This is a genomic window from Flavobacterium sp. UGB4466 (genome assembly GCF_903469665.1).
GTDB classification, from domain to species: domain Bacteria; phylum Bacteroidota; class Bacteroidia; order Flavobacteriales; family Flavobacteriaceae; genus Flavobacterium; species Flavobacterium lipolyticum.
In genome coordinates this window covers 1-17,729 of the sequence record NZ_CAGKLC010000014.1, presented here as the reverse complement: position 1 = coordinate 17,729, position 17,729 = coordinate 1, and the positions used below count along the sequence as shown (strand labels likewise).

Here is a 17,729-nt window from a genome sequence, read left to right as displayed (position 1 = left end):
ATGAAAGAGAAATAATCCTATTTTTGTAAAAAAATTAAGTTCAATTGAAGGTATATTTTTTAGGTACTGGTACTTCTCAAGGCATTCCGATAATCGGAGTGGATCATCCTGTTTGTAAAAGCACTGATGCTAAGGATAAAAGACTTCGTGTTTCCATTTGGATTACATGGGACGATCACTCGTATGTGATCGATTGTGGTCCTGATTTCAGGCAACAGATGCTTTCCTGTGGCTGCCGAAAACTCGATGCTATCTTATTTACACACGAACATGCTGATCATACGGCCGGTTTAGATGATATTCGTCCCTATAATTTCAGACAGGGCGAGATTCCTGTGTATGCGCATCAGCGTGTAATCGACAATTTAAAACGTCGTTTCGATTATGTTTTTGAAACAGTAAACAAGTACCCAGGAGCACCCAGCGTTAAAACGATTGAGGTAGTGAATGACGTGCCTTTTACCATTGGCGATAAAACAGCAATTCCAATTAATGTAATGCACGGTGACTTGCAGGTTTTTGGATATCGCATCGATGACTTCGCTTACTTGACGGATGTTAAAACGATTGATACAGCAGAGGTTGAAAAACTTAAAAATTTAAAGGTACTGGTTGTAAATGCTTTGCGTCTAGAACCGCATGATACTCACTTTAATCTACAGGAAGCATTGGATTTTATCGATTTAGTGAAACCTGAAGTTGCTTATTTAACGCATATTAGTCACGTTTTAGGCTTTCATGAAGAAGTGCAAAAACAATTGCCCGAAAATGTTTTTCTGGCTTATGATAATTTAGAAATTACAATTTAATTATATTACAAAAATGAAAAAATCCTTAATGCTTTACCTTTTTATCCTTGCGATATTAATGAATGTTTTTACCTATATGTTTTACAGCAGCGAAGTGAAATTTGAGCAGGACAGATATGTAAAAACGACCAAAAAGCTGAGAGACAGTATCAATTTGGTATCAACAAAATTGGCGGAAGCAGATTATTTTTCTTTAGAACACAATGAAAATGCACAGAATTATTTTGATAATAGTGCAACAGGAGGAAAAGTTATTTTATATGAAAAACTAATCCCACTGGTAACAGAGAAATTATTGGACTTAAATGCAAATCCAAATGGGAATCCTTATACAGGACAAGACAAAATTGGTCCGAACAAATTTATCATCAATAAGGTGAAAATTTTAAATCACAGATGGATTATTGCAGATTACAGCAATGGTGAAATGTGGGGTGAAGTGTTGTTGAAGTACTTTGTTAATGACGACGAAAGTATTACTTTTGAAGTAAACCAAACCTGGCTGTATCAAAAGTAAGAAGCTCTTTTCTTATTTCTAAACGGGTTTAACTAAATATTCGACTTATGAAAAAGGTGTTTTTACTTGCTATTGTTGCGGGACTTTCATTTTCTTGCGGGAAGAAAGTTGCTGAAGAAAATAAAACTTCTGAAAAGAAAGAAGAAGTTAAACCAGCTGTTGTTGGAGGAGATTCAGATGCTCATGGATGTAAACCTTCTGCGGGTTACACCTGGTCGGCTCTTAAGAAAGAATGTGTTCGTCTTTTTGAAGTCGGTACAAAACTAGCTCATGCCGAAGATGGGAAAACGTATTCTACCGTAGCTTATGTTATCTTTGACGGAAACCAAGCGGAACTTTTTCTGGACACTCAAAAAGAACCAATTCTTTTAGAGAGAAAATCAGAAGGAAAGCCTTGGATTAAAGGTGATCTGCAGTTAATTCCCTGGAAAGGTTATGTTTTAAAGAAAGACGGGAAAATTATTTATACGGGAGAATAGTTTAGTGTTCAGTCGCAGTCTCAGTATTCAGTCTCAGTCTCAGTATTCAGTCTCAGTATTCAGTCTCAGTTTTAAAGTAAGACTGAATACTGAGACTGAAAACTAGACAATCCTTTTGATAAATTCAGTAGTTACTACCTGTGCAAATTCTTCATTTAAACTGGCAAGAGCGGTTTGGTGAATGATTTCGGCAGAGAATTCCTCTCCGTTGATACCTTTTTTATTGAAAGTTGCGGTAGCATCAGAAATGAGGTAAACGTTATAGCCAAAGTTTCCCGCCATTCTAGTGGTTGTAGAAACGCAGTGATCTGTTGTTAAACCAGCGATAACAACAGTTTTGATTTTAGCATCGTCAAGTAATTCCTTTAAATTAGTTCCGATAAAAGCGCTATTGACATTCTTCCTGATGATTGTTTCGCCTTCTTGTGGTTTTACAATATCCTGAAATTCATTTCCCGGATGGGTTTCATTCAGAATAGAGTTTGGATTAGAAGAACAATGCTGTACATGGAAAATGGGCATTTTTTTGTTTCTCCAGATTTCTAAAAGTTCAGCAGCACTTTGTTCAGCAGCTAGATTATTTCGTTCTCCTCCCCAGTAAGCAATATCATTAAATCCTTTCTGAATATCAATTAAAAGTAGCGCCGGGTTGTCTAATTTTTTTAAACTCATAAGATTAGTTTTTTAAATTTTGATCATTTTTGAGGATTGAGATTGAATTTCATCTCGAAAGACTACTTTTTGTTAGCCAATTACTAATGTTACAGTGTTATTTCAAATGTAACTTTAGCTTTTAAGGCTGTGAAAATTTTAATTAGCGTTTCTATCGTTACATTTCCAGTGTTATTTTCTAATTTTGAAATTTGCGCTTTTTGAACCCCTATGAGCTTGCCCAAATCTTCCTGAGTCAGATTGCGTTCTTTTCGGGTTTGTCTGATAGCATTGGCAATTAAATCAAGTTGCAAGTTATATTCGAACTTGTCTCTGTTTGGTGTGCCTATTTTTCCAACTAATTCATCTGTTACGACTTCTAATGTATATGTTTTCATTACTGTATAAAGTAGATTAATCTTTCTCTTTAAAATAATTCAATTGTATTTTTTTTGCTTTTAGTATTTCTTTGGAAGCAACTTTACTTTGTTTTTTTATAAAACCATGTGTTGCTATTACTAAGGTGCTTTTTATATTGGTTTTATCCCAAAAAGCGAGCAATCGATATTGATTTCCTTGATAGAGTGTTCGGAGTTCCCAAATATCATCTGTTAGTTTTTTAAGAAGCTCCGGATCGTTTTTGATTTGTGCTTTATGTATATTGTAAATAATCTTTTCAGAATGTTTTGGTTCCATGTTTTTTAAAAATAAATAAGCATCTTCAAGAAACTGAACTTCAAAAAGTTTTTCCATTTCATTTTTCCATTTACAAAAATAAGCAAAAGTTTCCATGAAAGGAAACTTTTGCTTATTTTTTGTTTTTGATGATTTAAATTATAAAATCTAGACTCTAAAAATGCAAATGTTTTTTTGCAAATTGATTCTTATTGTAAGAATTATATTGTTTTTTTTTTAATGGAAAAAGATTTAAGATTCGGTGCTGTAATTGAAAAAGTTAATTATATCAACAGCCAATTGTTTAAATCAAAGAAATTCTGAGGAGCTACGCCATGTCCAACCGGGTATTCTTTATAGGTAATTGGAATATTCAAATGTTCTAAAATTGCAGGCGTTTTTCTGGCCCACTCGATTGGAATTACCTGATCGACAGTTCCGTGTGAGGCAAAGAATTTTAGGTTTTTAAAGTCATTTTTATCATAACCTTCTTTGATGATATCTTCATTAAAATAACCACTCATAGCCACTACACGCTGTACTTTTTCAGGATATGAAAGTGCAACGGAATAACTCAGAATGGACCCCTGACTGAAACCAATCAAAGTTACATTATTAGCATCAATAGGGTAGTTAGTCGTTAATTCATCAATAAAGCCTGCAATTACATCACGGGAAGTTTTTGCCTGTTCGTTGTCAGAAAATTTATTCTGATCTGCATCAAAGTTAATCGCATACCAGGCATAAGCACCATATTGTAGATCATAAGGTGCTCTGGCTGAAATAATATAATAGTTATCAGGGAGTTCGGTTGCAAATGAGAATAAATCGGCTTCGTTGCTGCCGTATCCGTGTAATAAAATTAAAACAGGATTTTTGTCTAAGATAACTTTTGGTTTTTGTATTTTATATTCTAGAGATAGATTCATTTTTTTTAGTTGTAAGATGTGATGTGAATTGTGAAATATAAGATGTGAAATGTAAGATGTATTAAGATAAAGCTGGGGGGGCTTCGACTTCGCTCAGCCGGACAAGCTTTAATCTTCGCTCAGCTTGACAAGCTTCGACTTCGCTCAGCCTGACAAGCTTTAGGCTTGATAAAAAAATGCGATTAAAATCTTAAAACCAGGGTTATTGGAATTTAAAATTTGGAATTTTTTTTAATTGTAATTTAAAATTTACCCTATTTTTTGAAACCATTTTTGGAAAAGCGCTCCCACTAGCGGAATTGGTTTTGTTTGTCCCTGAATGGCGGTAAAAATGCCGTAAGTCCATAAAATCGAAATACAGATCCACATTGGGAAAGTAATAAAGAAGCTGTCAAAATTGCTGATGATGGCTCCGAATGAAATAAAGGTTAAAGACAATCCTAATGCCTGGCGAATGTGAAAAGAAGCAAAGCTGTTTTTGTCTTCTGAGTTCATAGACATTGCGATTAGTACCCCAATAATCAAAATATAACTGGTGATAGCGATTGGTTTTCCTTTTTCAATTGAATTGTTCATTGTAATTATTTAGAGGTAACAAGTTGATTTTGATTGAATATTCCGTACACAGCTCCTTTGATTTCTGCTCCTAAAAAAGCAGAGTTTTTAGATTTGGAGAGAATGTTTTCTTTGGTAAAAGTTGATTTTCCTTCCGGAGTAAAGAAAGTGAAGTTCGCTTTTGAGCCTTCCGCTATGATACTTTTTTCAATTCCGAAAACCGTTTTACCCAACGTTAATTTTTCAATTATGGTTTCTAAAGGCAGAACTGTTAATAAAGCACCAAAAGCACTTTCCAGACCAATTGTTCCATTTTTGGCAGTGTCGAATTCCATTTTTTTGAATTCAATATCAATTGGATTATGATCGGAAGTAATCATATCAATAGTTCCGTCTAAAACTGCGTTTAAAAGAGCTTTTCTGTCTGTTTCGCTTCGTAGTGGTGGAGTTACTTTAAAACGGGTGTCAAATTCTTCCAGTTTTTCATCGGTTAGTACCAGATGATGTACAGCAACACTGCAAGTAACTTTCAAGCCTTTTGCTTTGGCCTCTTGAATCAATGCGACAGTTTTTGCAGTAGAGACGGTCGGGATGTGTAACTTTCCACCGGTATATTCTAGTAGAAATAAGTTTCTTGCAACTTGTAGTTCTTCTGCCAAAGCAGGGATTCCTTTAAGTCCTAATCTTGTTGAAACGATTCCTTCATTTGCAACACCGTTTCCTTTTAAATTAGGATCTTGTGCATAAGTAATTACTAATCCATCAAAATCCTGTACATATTGTAAAGCAATTTTTAGAAGATTAGCGTTGTCGATACTTTTGTTGTAGTCTCCAAAAGCAACGGCTCCGGCATTTTTCATATCGTAAAGCTCTGCCATATCTTTTCCTTCGCTGGCTTTAGTTAAAGCTCCAATTGGCAAAAGTTCAGTAGCAAAACCGTTTGCCTTATTTTTTACAAAATTTACCTGTGATTGGTTGTCAATAATAGGGAAGGAGTTGGGTTGAAGAGCAACGGCTGTAAAACCACTTTTTGCGGCAACATTCAATCCGTTGGTGATTGTTTCTCTGTCTTCGTAGCCCGGCTCTCCAAAAGAAACGCTACTGTCAAACCAACCTTGAGAAAGATGTAAATGATCAAATTTTACCTCTTTTGCATTATCAATTTCAGGAAGTGAAGTTCCTATTTTTTCAATTAAACCATCTGCAATTAAAAGATCAACGGTCTGGTTGTGAAACGGACTCTCTGAATCGATTATTTTGGCGCTTCTGATGATTATTTTCATATGTAGAGAAATTTATTTATTATTTTTCAGATTCTCGTTTGTCATTTCGACGTAAGGAGAAATCACATTTCAATATTCCGTGCAGTGCGTTCTCAGCGAGTGTGATTTCTCCTTACGTCGAAATGACAAACAAGCTAAAAAAAAAAACTACTTTACAAATTTTATTATTGCTATTTCTAATGCTAAAAATAACAGTGCAAAGATAACAAACCATTTCCAAATTTGGCTGTCTGTTCGTTCCGTTTGTAAGGTGTTAAAAATGGTTGAAATAGTATCCGCTGTTTTAAAATCAGAAACCACATTGGTGTTTACCTGACTCAGGTCACTTTCGCTTCTTTTGTAATTGAAACTTAGGTTTTCGATCCATTCTTTTCGGTCAAAAACACTATAATTTCCTGCCGTTTCAGGGAAATCATTAAAGGTGAGTTTAACTTTGTTATTTAGTATTTGCTGAATGGGAATAAAGGAATCATCATTTCCTTTTACTTCCAAAATGGCGTCTTTTGTTAATAATACATCTACAAAATAAGGCTGATTACTGCCTATAATCAAAGCGTTAACCCCGGTTTTTTGATTGTTCTGCCCCATTTTATAAAATAAAGGGACAATCAAAGGAGATTGCTGAAAGTTTGAATTTGTGGCATTAATAGGTGCCGTAAAGACAGTAATTCCCGAAACCGGATTTTGAATGGCTGTTACAAATACGCTTTGGTCCTCGTAGGATAAAACGGCTGGGTATGGACTTGAAATACCAAAAGAACTGTTTGTTTTTGGATATTGAAAGTTCGTGATTTTGTTCTCAAACACACCGGAGAATAGTGGATGATCAAAATTGATTTTGGTGATTAACTTCGCTTTGTTTTCAAGAGTGGTAAACTGAATTTTTCCAAAATTACCCAAGAAAGAATTCAAATTAGAAAGGGATGTTTTTTCGGAAGGGATCACCACTAAATTACCACCTTTAGCGACAAATGCTTTTAAGGTAGTTTGTAATGCCTGAGGAACTTCTGTCAGTTCGTTTAGAATAATGGTGTTTTGTTTGTCTAAACTGTTGTAATCCAGGTTGCCGATCGAATAGTTGTTGTAGTTGAATTCTGCCGATGTATAAATTCGGGATAAGAAATTACTTTTTTCGGGTTCACCAATACTGATGATGTTTGTTTTCTTTGTTTTCAGGATACTGAAATAAAGCTTGTTGTCGTACGTCAATCCATTGTCTTCAATAACAACATAACCATGAAAAGCTTCTTTTGGAATGGTAAAGTCTATTTTCTTTTTCTTTGCATCAAAATGGATAATGGTTTTGGCAATCAGTTTATTTTGATTGTACAAGGCCATTGAAACGGGTTTGAAATCTTCGCCGTAAGCAGACAGATTAACGCTTATCTCATAGAAATTCTCCAGAGTCTGATTGATAAAAACACTGTCAATGGCAATATTGTTTTTCTGTTCCGCTTCCGGAATAATAAAATAAGGTTTCTCTTCGGTGTCAAGGTTTTTTATGTCCTTTTCGGCAAGACCTACCGCATCGGTAATAATGACAATATCTTTTTTATGAGCTGATTTGTGCGCTTTGATCTTTGCTATTATCGATGGAAGTTCAAAAGGTGTAGCGCTGTATTTTAGGTTTTGTAGTGCACTTTTTGATGATTTAATGTCGGTATTCCAATAGTTTTCAGTGTTAGTCAACAGCGAAAAAGAGGAAGTTTCAGGCGTGTTTTCGAGAAGTTCCTGTACAGCACGTTTTAGCAGTTCTCCTTTTTTTCCTTTCGCCTGCATGCTAAACGAATTATCGAGAACGATATACATTTCATTGGCAGCATTTTTACTGTCTTTAGCCTCAAAAAAAGGCTGGGCAAAAGCCAGAATAATACAAGTCAACAACAGTAAGCGGGTGGCTAATAACAATCGTTTTTTGATTTTCGAACTCTTGCGTGTCTGGACAGAAATTTCTTTTAGGAAACGGACATTAGTAAAAAAAGAGGTTTTAAAACGTCGTAATTGAAATAAGTGAACCAGAATTGGAACAATTAACAAGAACAGAAAGTATAGAATTTCGGGATGTTTAAAATGCATTCGGGCTTCGATTTACTTCACTACGTTTTATTTTTCGCGAAGACACTGGTCAAAAATACAAATTTTTACTCAAACCTTATCAGTTATAAAGCAGATTATGAGTAAACGCCGTTAGCTATTTTTTTTGATGAATTTAGATCCTTTTTTGTTGAAGAAACGATTTGCATCGTTTGAAAAATGTAACTTTTGGGATTCCATTTGTAACAAAAAAATAGGATTAGAGAAGATATTATTCGCTATTTTAGCGTATCTAAAACAATTCAAGGATTATGAAAAGATTATACATACTGCTTTTTTCTGCTTTGTCCTGCGCAGGTTTACAGGCTCAGAACAAATTTAATTTACTGGTAGGAACTTACACGAATACCTGTCAGAGTAACGGAATTTATGTTTATGATTTTAATGCCGATTCCGGTGATTTCAAATTGAAAAGTTCCTCAGAAAATGTAGTAAGCCCAAGTTATTTGTCGGTTTCAGCAGACAATAAGTTTGTGTATGCCGTAAATGAAAACGGGACTCACAGTGCTGTTAGTGCTTTTGGTTATGACGCAGGATCTGGAAAATTAACTTTTCTAAATAAAAATGATGCGTTGGGTGCCGATCCTTGTCATTTGATTAATGATGATAAAAATGTGCTTGTCGCGAATTATTCAGGAGGAAATATTGCCGTTTTTAAGAAGAATGCCGATGGAAGTATTTCTGAAGCACAGCAGTTAGTTCAGCATGCAGGAAAAGGAATTAATGCAGCACGTCAGGAGAAAGCACACGTACATATGGTGGCCTTTTCACCTGATAAAAAATTTGTTTTGTCTAATGACTTAGGTCTGGATAAAGTTTTTGTGTATAAATACAATCCGAATTCTAAAAACGAAATCTTAACGCTAAAAGGGTCTGCAGATGTAAAACCGGGAAGCGGACCAAGGCATTTGACTTTTAGTAAAGACGGTAAATTTGTGTATCTGGTTCAGGAATTAGACGGTACACTGACGACTTTTAGTTTTGACCCAAACGGAAGTCTGAAAGTTATTGGCGAGACCAGTATTTTGCCAAAAGGATTTACAGGAGGAACCGGAGCGGCAGCCATCAAAATTTCACCTGACGGAGCATTTTTGTATGTTTCAGATCGTGTCGATGCGAATGCTGTTTCCGTTTATAAGATTCAGAAAAATGGTGGGATTGAATTGGTGGAGCAGGTGAGTACTCTGGGAAAAGGCCCAAGAGATTTTGCGATTGATCCCACGGGTAATTTTCTTTTAGTAGGACATCAATATACGAATGATATTATTATTTTTAAAAGAGATAAAACAACTGGAAAATTAACCGATACAGGCAAGAGAATCGGGTTGTGCTCTCCGGTGGGGTTGGTTTTTACGAGGATATAATTTTTTGAGAGTCTAAGGTTCTAAGGTGCTAAGCAGCTAAGACTATGAGTTTCGAACAATAAAAAAGCTCAAAATAGAGAACTAAGTTATTCTTAATTCAATATTTTAAGCTTTTTGTTTAATCCTTAGTATCTTAGAACCTCAGAACCTCAGAACCTTAGTATCTATTTATCCTTATCCTTTCTTTTCTTATCTCTCGTTTTCAGCATGTTTCGATTGACAGATCCGTGGGTTTTCTTTTTGGTTTTCGACGGACCTCCAAGATTGACTTTTTTGTTCTTTTTCGATTTTTCGTGAAACGCACCGTCACCCTCGAGTTTTGGTTTTTTCATTAAAAACTTAATAGGCTGCTTGTCTTTTTCAGGTTCGATTAATTTGGTTGAAATTTCAACTTCTTCAGGGAAATGGGCAATTTCCAGTTCCTGATTCATCAATACTTCGACTTCAATTTTGAATTCTTCTTCACGTGGCGTGATAAAACTAATAGCAGTCCCGGTAGCATCTGCACGTCCTGTACGACCAATTCTGTGCATGTACAGTTCAGGGAATTCAGGAAGTTCAAAGTTAATAACGTGGGAGATGTTCGAAATGTCTAAACCTCTGGCCATAATATCGGTGGTGATTAATCCGCGAAGATTACCTTCCTGAAATTCTGCCATAGTACTCAAACGGTAATTTTGAGATTTATTAGAGTGTATTACTCCAAACTGACCTTCAAAATCCTCTTCGATTCGGGTATGAAGCATATCCGAAATCTTTTTATTGTTCACAAAAACCAAAACACGTTCCATGCTTTCATTGGTTTCCAGTAAATGTTTTAGCAAATTTACTTTGGTATTGAAATTCGGAACATTATAAGTAATCTGTGTAATTTTTTCCAAAGGTGTTCCCGAAGCGGCAAGTGTTACCTCTTCCGGAAAGTCAAAAAAGTCATTCAGTACAGCATCAACTTCATCGGTCATGGTTGCTGAGAATAGAATGTTTTGACGTTTGGTTTTCATCATCGCCAAAAGAGCAGTCAATTGCGTACGGAAACCTAAATTTAGCATTTCATCAAACTCATCAATAACTAATTTCTGAGTTTCATCAAAACGTACTACGGCATCCAATGCTAAATCCATTGTTCTACCAGGTGTTCCAACTAAAATGTCTACACCTTCATACACTGCTTTTTTCTGTGTATTGATGTTTACTCCACCAAAAATCCCCAGTGTTTTAACCGACATGTATTTGGTTAGTTTCTCTACTTCTTCTACTACCTGAACGACTAATTCACGGGTTGGAACCAGAATTACAATTTTAGGCGTATTGGTATTGGTGAATTTGTATAATTTTAGAAGGGGTAATAAGTAAGCAAATGTTTTACCGGTACCGGTTTGTGCAATTCCCATCATGTCACGGCCAGACATAATCACTGAAAAAGATTTTTCCTGAATTGGGGTAGGAGTAACAAAACCTAGTTCGTCGATGGCTTTTTGTACTGATTTTGGGAGATTGAATTTTTCGAAAGTGCTCATTTGCATTAAATTTTGTGCAAATATAGCTATAAATAGCTGAAAATCGTTGTTTCTTAGAAATTACGACAGTTTGTGGGCTTCGAATTTCTTAAAAATGCAGTTTAAAAAGCTATAAAAATCGTTTTATTCGCAGTAAAAGTTCATTTGGATTAAAGGGTTTAGCAATAAAATCGTCTACACCCAATTCAAAAGCTTCTTCAACAGTGTTTTCTTCTTCTCCCAGTGAAGAAAGTGCAATAACACGGATATCATTGTAATTTTGCTTGATTTCATTGATAATTTCCAGACCGGATTTAAGAGGTACGGTAATCGTGGTAATCACCAAATCCGGCATAATAACAGGAAGCCGCTCCATGGCATTGATACCATCTTTTGCGATACTTACTTTGAAGCCTTCTTTTTTTAGAATGAATTTTAAAATCTCAACAGTCATATCATCATTATCGATGATCATAATTTTTTTATCGGTAGTATCCATTTCGACTATTATTTTTTATACAACTCTATTTCGTCCAGCATTATCATTGCTTTTTTGTTTTTTCGCTTTCTCCAGACGGGCAATTCCTTCTGGTTTTCTACTACGATTTTGATCTTGGTAAAACTACTGAATCTTTGATTTTCGACTTCCCATGATTGTGTTGTAATTTCGTAGTCTTCTGTTAAATTGTTGCAAATTTGCTCTTTAATAAGTTCCCATTTCTGATTCTTAAAACCATAGATTTTTATTTTTTTTGGTGTAAAAATCCAATGTCTCTGATCGTTTAGGAAATTTAATTTTACGATGTTGAAATCAAGATTTTTGGTTTCGATTTCAATTTCCGGATTCGCATCATACCATCCAATCCAGTTGATATTAAAGTTTTTGTACCCTCTGTTTCCATCAACCAAACCATACCTTCCTTTGCCTTTAAACTCATCAGATGGAGGTATTATAAAGGTAACTTTCAGGTCCTCGCCTAAATGAGTAGTGGTGTTTTTGCCAATTTCAATCCATTCTTTATAATAATTATCAGGAGAAATTCCGTCTTCGCTCAATTCATAAACTCCAAACTGATTGCAGGATTTTGAGAATTTTAGAACTCTTTCAGTTAAACCCGGTTTTACTTCTTTTTTGCCTTGGTTATTTACAACAAACATTCCGTGTTGGTTTTTTCCATAAAATTTGGCCTGCTCAAAATATACAAATTCTAAAGCCAGTCGTAATTTATGAACGCGTGAGCTTAAAATGGAATCATTTTCGACGGTATTATTGGCCTGTTCCAGAAAATGATCGTATTGATCCATAGCTTCAGGCGTCAAGAACGTATTTCGCGTCTGTACAGGACCAGAATAAATATCTAAATAAGCTTTACTTTTGCTTTGATTGGCTTCTATGAGGTCAAGATATTTTGCGACATAGGGCGCTGCTTTTCCATAAAAACCTCTGAGGAAATCAGCAGTAACAGCTTTAATGTCAATATCAGTATTCCACATTAATTTTGCCAGGAGATATTGTCGCAATTCCGAAAGATCTCCCGGAACATCAGCATATCCCTGTACAAATAATCCCTTTACTTTGTTTTTTTGAAAGAGTTTATAGTTGTTTTGAAAAGATTCAAAGTTAGGAAAGGGAGACATGAAATTAGAGAATTGAACGGTGTAATCCCATAAAAATAGTTGTGGTAAAGTTGTGCTCCAGTTCTCAAGGTTTTTGACAAATGATGGATTGTTCTGATTGGTAATGGGTTTGCCGCGATCCAGTTCAATAGGGCATAAGATCGTATAAATGTTTGGAGCTATTTTCAGATTTACAGGAGGTTTGAAGGTATGAAGATAGGCTAGGGTTGTAATTTTGGTTTTAGGAAAGTGAGCGGCGATTTTATTCAGAAAATAATAAAACGAACCTTGCGGACCACCATATTTAGTGTTCATGGCTTTGCATTGCGTACATTCGCAATACACGACATCATCATTCTGGCTGACAGAATAGAATTGCGCATGGGGTGTTTTTGCGATAATTTCAGTCATTTTTTCCTCTACCAGATTCACAACAGTGTCATTGGTCATGCACAAAGATTCTGTATTTCGTTCTCCTTCGTACAAAGCAAAAAGTTTAGGATTAGTTTTAAAATATTCTTTTGGCGGAACAAGCATGCTAAAAGAATGTCCCCAAAGACCAAAATCGTCAATGTGCCAGTCGAGTTTGTGCCAGTCCCTGAAATCTTCGTCATAACAATCAGGGAAAAACAAAGCTCTGTAATCAAAAGAGGGCTGATAGATTTTACTTGTGTTTTTTGCAAAAGTAAACTGAGTTACTTTTGGTATATAAGTTTCTGTTGCGGTAAATTTCCTAAATTCCCAGATTTCGAGTAAAGTATAAACGGCATAGCGCAGGTATTTCTGATTTGGAGCCGTTATATAAATTGATTTTGAATCGCTTTTGACATTGAATTCATTTGCTTTGAGTTTTTTATCATTGGAAATTTCCAGTATGATTTCGGAAGCATCACTCTCTTTTTGACTTTTTGTAGTAATTTCAAATGGTTTCGACACGGATTTCTCCAGATATAATTTTAGTATTCCTGCCGCAGCCTGAGTACTTTCAGCGGTAGCAATAATTTTGGTTTTATCGGATATTGTAATTTCAGATTGTGCCATCATCTTAAAACTAAGCAGGGTGAGAATAAATATTTGCAAATATTGAAGACGCTTTTTTTTCATACGATTTAAAATTTATATTGCAGTAAAAAAGCAAAATCAAGTTCGTTTTGAAACTTTTTAGGGGTGTATTCCTGTTGGTTGTTGGTGATTAATATTCCAAAAATATAATGGGTTCTGATTAATTTATAAAAGCCGGCACTCAGTCTGTACGAACTTAAAGAAGCTCTGTTTTCATATTCCGCTGCTCTGGTCTGATCGTCCGGTGAAGTTCCATAACCTGCAATTAGGGTAAGATAATCAAACTTAGTTCCGTAATAGTAGCGGGAGGTAAGGGTAAAGGACGGTGCGTCTTTTTGAATGTAAGATCTTAAATTGACCCAGTATGCCCCGAAGTATTTTCCTAATCCTACATTTAAAGTTTTTAAATTGCTGTTGTCCTGCATTTCGATGTAGCGGAAGCCTAAATCTGCCTCCCAGCCTTTGGCGAAATTGTAGAAATAGGAATACCCTAATCTCCATTCAGGAAAAGCGATGTCACTGCTGTAGGCGACATCAATATAGGAATAGTTGTTCTTCTTTCCCGAGAGGTAAGATTCGACTTCAAATTGAAGTCCGCTGGCCATGACCTGACTGGAAGATCGTCTTTCAGCATGGCTAACTCTTCCAATTAAACTTCCCCAGGTACGTTGATGCGTATAATCGGCACTTGCCAGATGCCACGGGCCAACACCGTCGCGATCAATTGTGGTGAAGTTGTAATAAACACCCGCCCGATCCATATTAGTTCTGGAGTACAAGGCAAAAAGACGCTGTTCGATGTCGGCATCATTGGGGTATTTTGTTCTTATCGATTTGAGATTTTTTTCTTCATTTTTAGTGTCATTCTGCAGAGAATAAATTGCAATTCTTTTTAGCCTGAAGGTTTTGTTGTCGGGAAACTGGTCAATTGCTTTATTGGTTAAGACCAGAGCTTCATCGTAATTTTTCGCCTCTAAATTCATGTTGATCAGATAGAGATAGGCATCCTCATAGGCCGGGTTTTTATCAATGACATAGTTATAGTAAAATCGGGCACTGTCTTTTGCTTTTGTCAGGTCATAATTTCGCCCCAATACCAAATAGAAATCCAGGTAGTCCGGAGCCAGTTTTTTTCCTAACTGAGCTCTCTGAATATTTGCTTTGTAGTCCGGACGGGCATTTTTCATGTCATGAAGCACAACAGTCAAAAGGCTGTCAGTGTCTATTTTTCTTTGACCTTTTGTAGTTTGGCAAGTCAATAGAAATAAACAAAAAAGCAGTCTTATTAGAGCTATAGTTCTGTTATGTTTCATGATCAGCTTATTTTTTAGTTGGACTTTCATATCCTTTACGGACCATTACACCCCAGTTTTGTTCTTTTCTTCGAAAGAAGAACCAATAGCCTTTCAGTGAGGCGTAAATCGTTATCGGATGGTACACAAACGGCTCAAGTGCGGCCATCCCGATAAGAACCATTAATTCTTTATAATTGGCATAACTTTTATATAGTATTTCATCTATCAATATGGATATTATGGTTATGGAGAGATAGAATAGATAGACTAATAAGCTTATAATCAGTAAATACTGGTAGTCGATCATTCCAAATATAAAACTGAAAATTAGAGTCAGTATACCAAAAAATTCTATAATAGGAACTAAAAACTCAAAACTGAAAAAGAAAGGTAATACCAGAAAGGCTGTTCGTCCGTATTTTGGATTTAAAAACATTTTTCGATGTAAATACAAGGTTTGAACCAGTCCACGAGCCCATCGAATACGTTGTCTTAAGAATATTTTTCGCGTACTGGGAACTTCTGTCCAACAGAGTGATTCGGGAATGTATTTGATTAAGTATTTTTCTTTAGTATCGTGCATGTATTTTCGCATGCGCGTCACCAGTTCCATATCTTCACCTAAGGACTGATGCCAGTATCCACCCGCTTTAATCACAATGTCTTTATCAAACATACCGAGACCTCCGGAAACCAAAAGCAGACCGTTTAGCTGACTCCATGCCATTCTTCCAAATAAAAAAGAGCGTACGTATTCTAATTCCTGAAAACGCGGATACCATTCTTTAGGATAATGAACTTTAAACAAAAAGCCTTCCTTGATATCGCAGGAGTTTGAAATCCTGATTCCGGCTCCACAAGCAATGACACGAGTTTCATTTTCCATAAAGGGTTTGGCCAGTTTCAAAATAGTATCTCTTTTTAAAATACAATCTACATCAGTGCATAAAAAAAGGGGATATTGCGACGAGTTTATCCCGGCATTTGCGGCATCAGCTTTGCTTTTTCCGTTTATTTTGTCGACAATCAGTAATTTCGAATAAACAGGATTCTTTGATTTATAATGCCCCCGAACGGGCTGCGTAGCTATTTTCTCCTGATAATAAAAGTCAATTTTAACCAGATCAAATTCGACAATTAGTTTTTCCAGTGTATCGTCAGAACTTCCATCATTGACAATAATGATTTCGTATTTCGGATAGGTAAGAGAGAGTAGGGATTTAACATTGTAAACGATATTTACCCCCTCATTAAAAGCGGGAGCCACAATGGAAACGCCCAGTATATGGTTCGAACGAATTAAAACCTCTTCTTCCAGGTATTTTTGATATTTTAAATGTTTTACGATCGCCCAGTAAGAAAGGACAGACAGGAAGATGTAGAACAGAATATACCCGATTGAAAAATGGATCACAAAGAGATTGTAACAGTGAATAATATAATGTAGAAAATCAGTTATCATAGTTGTAATTCTCTAATGTGATTAATCATTTTTTGCGTATCGGAATCCTGTCTTCCCAATACATCTATACATACAGAATCGAGACCGTTTAAAGCAGCTACCATTTTTAATTTAAGATCTTTGATTTCTTCTCTCGGAATTTGATGGTTTAAAAATGAGATTGTTTTTTCTGAGCCTACAATGGCAAGGGCATTCAGAATTTCCAATTGAAGTTCGATACTCTCTTGCTTAAATTGCAGTAATAAATCCTCTTCGGCCTCATACAGGTACAAGTCGCGAATGGCAATAATCACATCGGTTCTAAGGTTTTTATTTTCGTGTTTGAGCAATTTGATAATATCCTGTGATCTGTTTCTGTAATTGTAAAAAACCATAGTCATTACGGCTAATTTCAGAGTAGTAGGATTATCAGATTCTATCCAAAGTTCGATATCAGGTGGAATTGGTATGTTTTGCGAATGCAATACATCCATTATTTTTATGGTGGTACTGATGGATACTTTTACCGGAATTTTATTAACGGCCTGCCAGTCTCCTTTGGTTAAAATCAGGTAAGCAATATTGGCGTTTGACCGGATAATTTTATTGGGATGAAACAAATATTTTTTGATTAGAGCAATTCCGGGTTTATATCCCAAGGCTTGAAAATGATAAATGCCATCACATTTTTTATATTTTCTAAAATCCCGAAGTAAACTTGCTGAATAATGGTTTAAACCCAGTTGTTTGTATATAATAAGAATGTTTTTGGCGGTTTTACCTTTTAAATTGCTTTTCATCCGAATCATATCGTCGATAAGCATTTCTTTACACCAGGTTTTATGGATGGGAATTTCAGATCTGAATTTGGCAATTTTGTATTTCAGAATGCTTTCCTCCGGTTTTGAGAGTGTGATTTCTGTAAGGAAAATTTCGGACTTTCGTACAATGTGATGCCGGTAAGGAAGAGTGTATTGATAATGAATTCTTTTGAGTATTAATGCAAGTGCTAAAGCTAAACTTGTAAATACAAATAATGGGATGGCGTAGTGTTTTATATAACCTATAAAATGCTCCATAAATATTGCTTTATAGAGTGAAATTACGAAAAAAAACGCAATAAAACTAATGAAAGGTCACTCCCTGGGGATTAAAATCCCTCAAAAACGCCCAATCCGAAAAGAGCAAAGTCATATTTTACCGGATCTTGAGGGTCCATTTTTCGGAGTTTAAGATCGAGTTCTGTTAAGGCCTTTCCATCATTTTGTTTTCGGGTTAGTATCCCTAATTTACGGGCTACATTACCGGAATGTACATCGAGCGGACACGACAATAATGAAGGTGAAATGGTTTTCCAAATACCTAAGTCAACACCTTTGGTATCCTGGCGTACCATCCAGCGCAGGTACATGTAAAAACAAGTAGTTAGAATGTCATTAATTAAATAGTATTAATTCAAATT

17 protein-coding genes and 1 pseudogene are annotated in these 17,729 nt (G+C 35.6%); 4 read left to right on the top strand and 14 right to left on the bottom strand.

Annotated elements, in window-relative coordinates:
* Positions 1 to 44: 44 nt before the first annotated feature.
* Genes JO950_RS05975 through JO950_RS05965 form a run of 3 tightly spaced genes read left to right on the top strand, consistent with a single transcriptional unit; the run spans position 45 to position 1,805 of the window.
* On the top strand, positions 45 to 809 hold the full coding sequence (locus tag JO950_RS05975) for an MBL fold metallo-hydrolase (RefSeq protein ID WP_202701814.1): 765 nt from the start codon (positions 45 to 47) through the stop codon (positions 807 to 809).
* A gap of 13 nt (positions 810 to 822) precedes the next feature.
* On the top strand, positions 823 to 1,326 hold the full coding sequence (locus JO950_RS05970) for a hypothetical protein (RefSeq protein ID WP_035747178.1): 504 nt from the start codon (positions 823 to 825) through the stop codon (positions 1,324 to 1,326).
* A gap of 47 nt (positions 1,327 to 1,373) precedes the next feature.
* Positions 1,374 to 1,805, top strand: coding sequence for a hypothetical protein (locus JO950_RS05965; protein ID WP_202701813.1), 432 nt, complete (start codon positions 1,374 to 1,376; stop codon positions 1,803 to 1,805).
* A 102-nt stretch (positions 1,806 to 1,907) separates the two neighbouring features.
* On the opposite strand, the gene JO950_RS05960 is transcribed toward JO950_RS05965, so the two are convergent.
* The 7 genes from JO950_RS05960 to JO950_RS05930 form a co-directional block, all read right to left on the bottom strand.
* Entirely contained in the window at positions 1,908 to 2,477 is a 570-nt protein-coding gene (locus tag JO950_RS05960; protein ID WP_202701812.1) for a cysteine hydrolase family protein, read from the bottom strand.
* A gap of 89 nt (positions 2,478 to 2,566) precedes the next feature.
* Positions 2,567 to 2,854 carry a helix-turn-helix domain-containing protein gene (locus JO950_RS05955; RefSeq protein WP_202701811.1) on the bottom strand — a complete coding sequence of 96 codons (288 nt, stop codon included), beginning with the start codon at positions 2,852 to 2,854 and terminating at the stop codon, positions 2,567 to 2,569.
* 16 nt (positions 2,855 to 2,870) lie between these two features.
* Complete coding sequence (locus JO950_RS05950) at positions 2,871 to 3,248, bottom strand: type II toxin-antitoxin system RelE/ParE family toxin (protein ID WP_237732295.1); 378 nt, start codon at positions 3,246 to 3,248, stop codon at positions 2,871 to 2,873.
* A 167-nt stretch (positions 3,249 to 3,415) separates the two neighbouring features.
* A complete protein-coding gene (locus tag JO950_RS05945; RefSeq protein ID WP_202701810.1) occupies positions 3,416 to 4,060 on the bottom strand; it encodes an alpha/beta hydrolase in 645 nt (214 codons plus the stop codon).
* Positions 4,061 to 4,309: 249 nt separating this feature from the next.
* On the bottom strand, positions 4,310 to 4,636 hold the full coding sequence (locus tag JO950_RS05940) for a hypothetical protein (RefSeq protein WP_202701809.1): 327 nt from the start codon (positions 4,634 to 4,636) through the stop codon (positions 4,310 to 4,312).
* Positions 4,637 to 4,641: 5 nt separating this feature from the next.
* The gene (locus tag JO950_RS05935; protein WP_202701808.1) at positions 4,642 to 5,898 is read right to left on the bottom strand and encodes a dihydroorotase family protein; all 1,257 of its coding nucleotides are present in this window, start codon (positions 5,896 to 5,898) and stop codon (positions 4,642 to 4,644) included.
* A gap of 147 nt (positions 5,899 to 6,045) precedes the next feature.
* Positions 6,046 to 7,974 (bottom strand): BatA domain-containing protein, encoded by a 1,929-nt coding sequence (locus tag JO950_RS05930; protein ID WP_202701807.1) that lies wholly within the window; start codon positions 7,972 to 7,974, stop codon positions 6,046 to 6,048.
* Between the two features lie 269 nt (positions 7,975 to 8,243).
* Between JO950_RS05930 and JO950_RS05925 the strand changes: the two genes are divergently transcribed.
* Complete coding sequence (locus JO950_RS05925) at positions 8,244 to 9,356, top strand: lactonase family protein (protein WP_202701806.1); 1,113 nt, start codon at positions 8,244 to 8,246, stop codon at positions 9,354 to 9,356.
* A gap of 164 nt (positions 9,357 to 9,520) precedes the next feature.
* On the opposite strand, the gene JO950_RS05920 is transcribed toward JO950_RS05925, so the two are convergent.
* From JO950_RS05920 to JO950_RS05890, 7 genes and pseudogenes are all read right to left on the bottom strand, one after another.
* Complete coding sequence (locus JO950_RS05920; RefSeq protein ID WP_202701805.1) at positions 9,521 to 10,873, bottom strand: DEAD/DEAH box helicase; 1,353 nt, start codon at positions 10,871 to 10,873, stop codon at positions 9,521 to 9,523.
* Positions 10,874 to 10,982: 109 nt separating this feature from the next.
* Positions 10,983 to 11,351: a response regulator transcription factor gene (locus JO950_RS05915; RefSeq protein ID WP_202701804.1), complete on the bottom strand. Its 369-nt coding sequence runs from the start codon at positions 11,349 to 11,351 to the stop codon at positions 10,983 to 10,985.
* Positions 11,352 to 11,359: 8 nt separating this feature from the next.
* Positions 11,360 to 13,573 (bottom strand): DUF4838 domain-containing protein, encoded by a 2,214-nt coding sequence (locus tag JO950_RS05910; RefSeq protein ID WP_237732294.1) that lies wholly within the window; start codon positions 13,571 to 13,573, stop codon positions 11,360 to 11,362.
* A gap of 5 nt (positions 13,574 to 13,578) precedes the next feature.
* A complete protein-coding gene (locus JO950_RS05905; RefSeq protein ID WP_202701803.1) occupies positions 13,579 to 14,844 on the bottom strand; it encodes a YaiO family outer membrane beta-barrel protein in 1,266 nt (421 codons plus the stop codon).
* Positions 14,845 to 14,851: 7 nt separating this feature from the next.
* Positions 14,852 to 16,240: a glycosyltransferase family 2 protein gene (locus JO950_RS05900; RefSeq protein WP_237732293.1), complete on the bottom strand. Its 1,389-nt coding sequence runs from the start codon at positions 16,238 to 16,240 to the stop codon at positions 14,852 to 14,854.
* 44 nt (positions 16,241 to 16,284) lie between these two features.
* Positions 16,285 to 17,346: a HEAT repeat domain-containing protein gene (locus JO950_RS05895; protein WP_202701801.1), complete on the bottom strand. Its 1,062-nt coding sequence runs from the start codon at positions 17,344 to 17,346 to the stop codon at positions 16,285 to 16,287.
* Positions 17,347 to 17,417: 71 nt separating this feature from the next.
* Positions 17,418 to 17,678 (bottom strand): annotated as a pseudogene (locus tag JO950_RS05890) (DUF2400 family protein); the annotation flags it as partial.
* Positions 17,679 to 17,729: the final 51 nt, after the last annotated feature.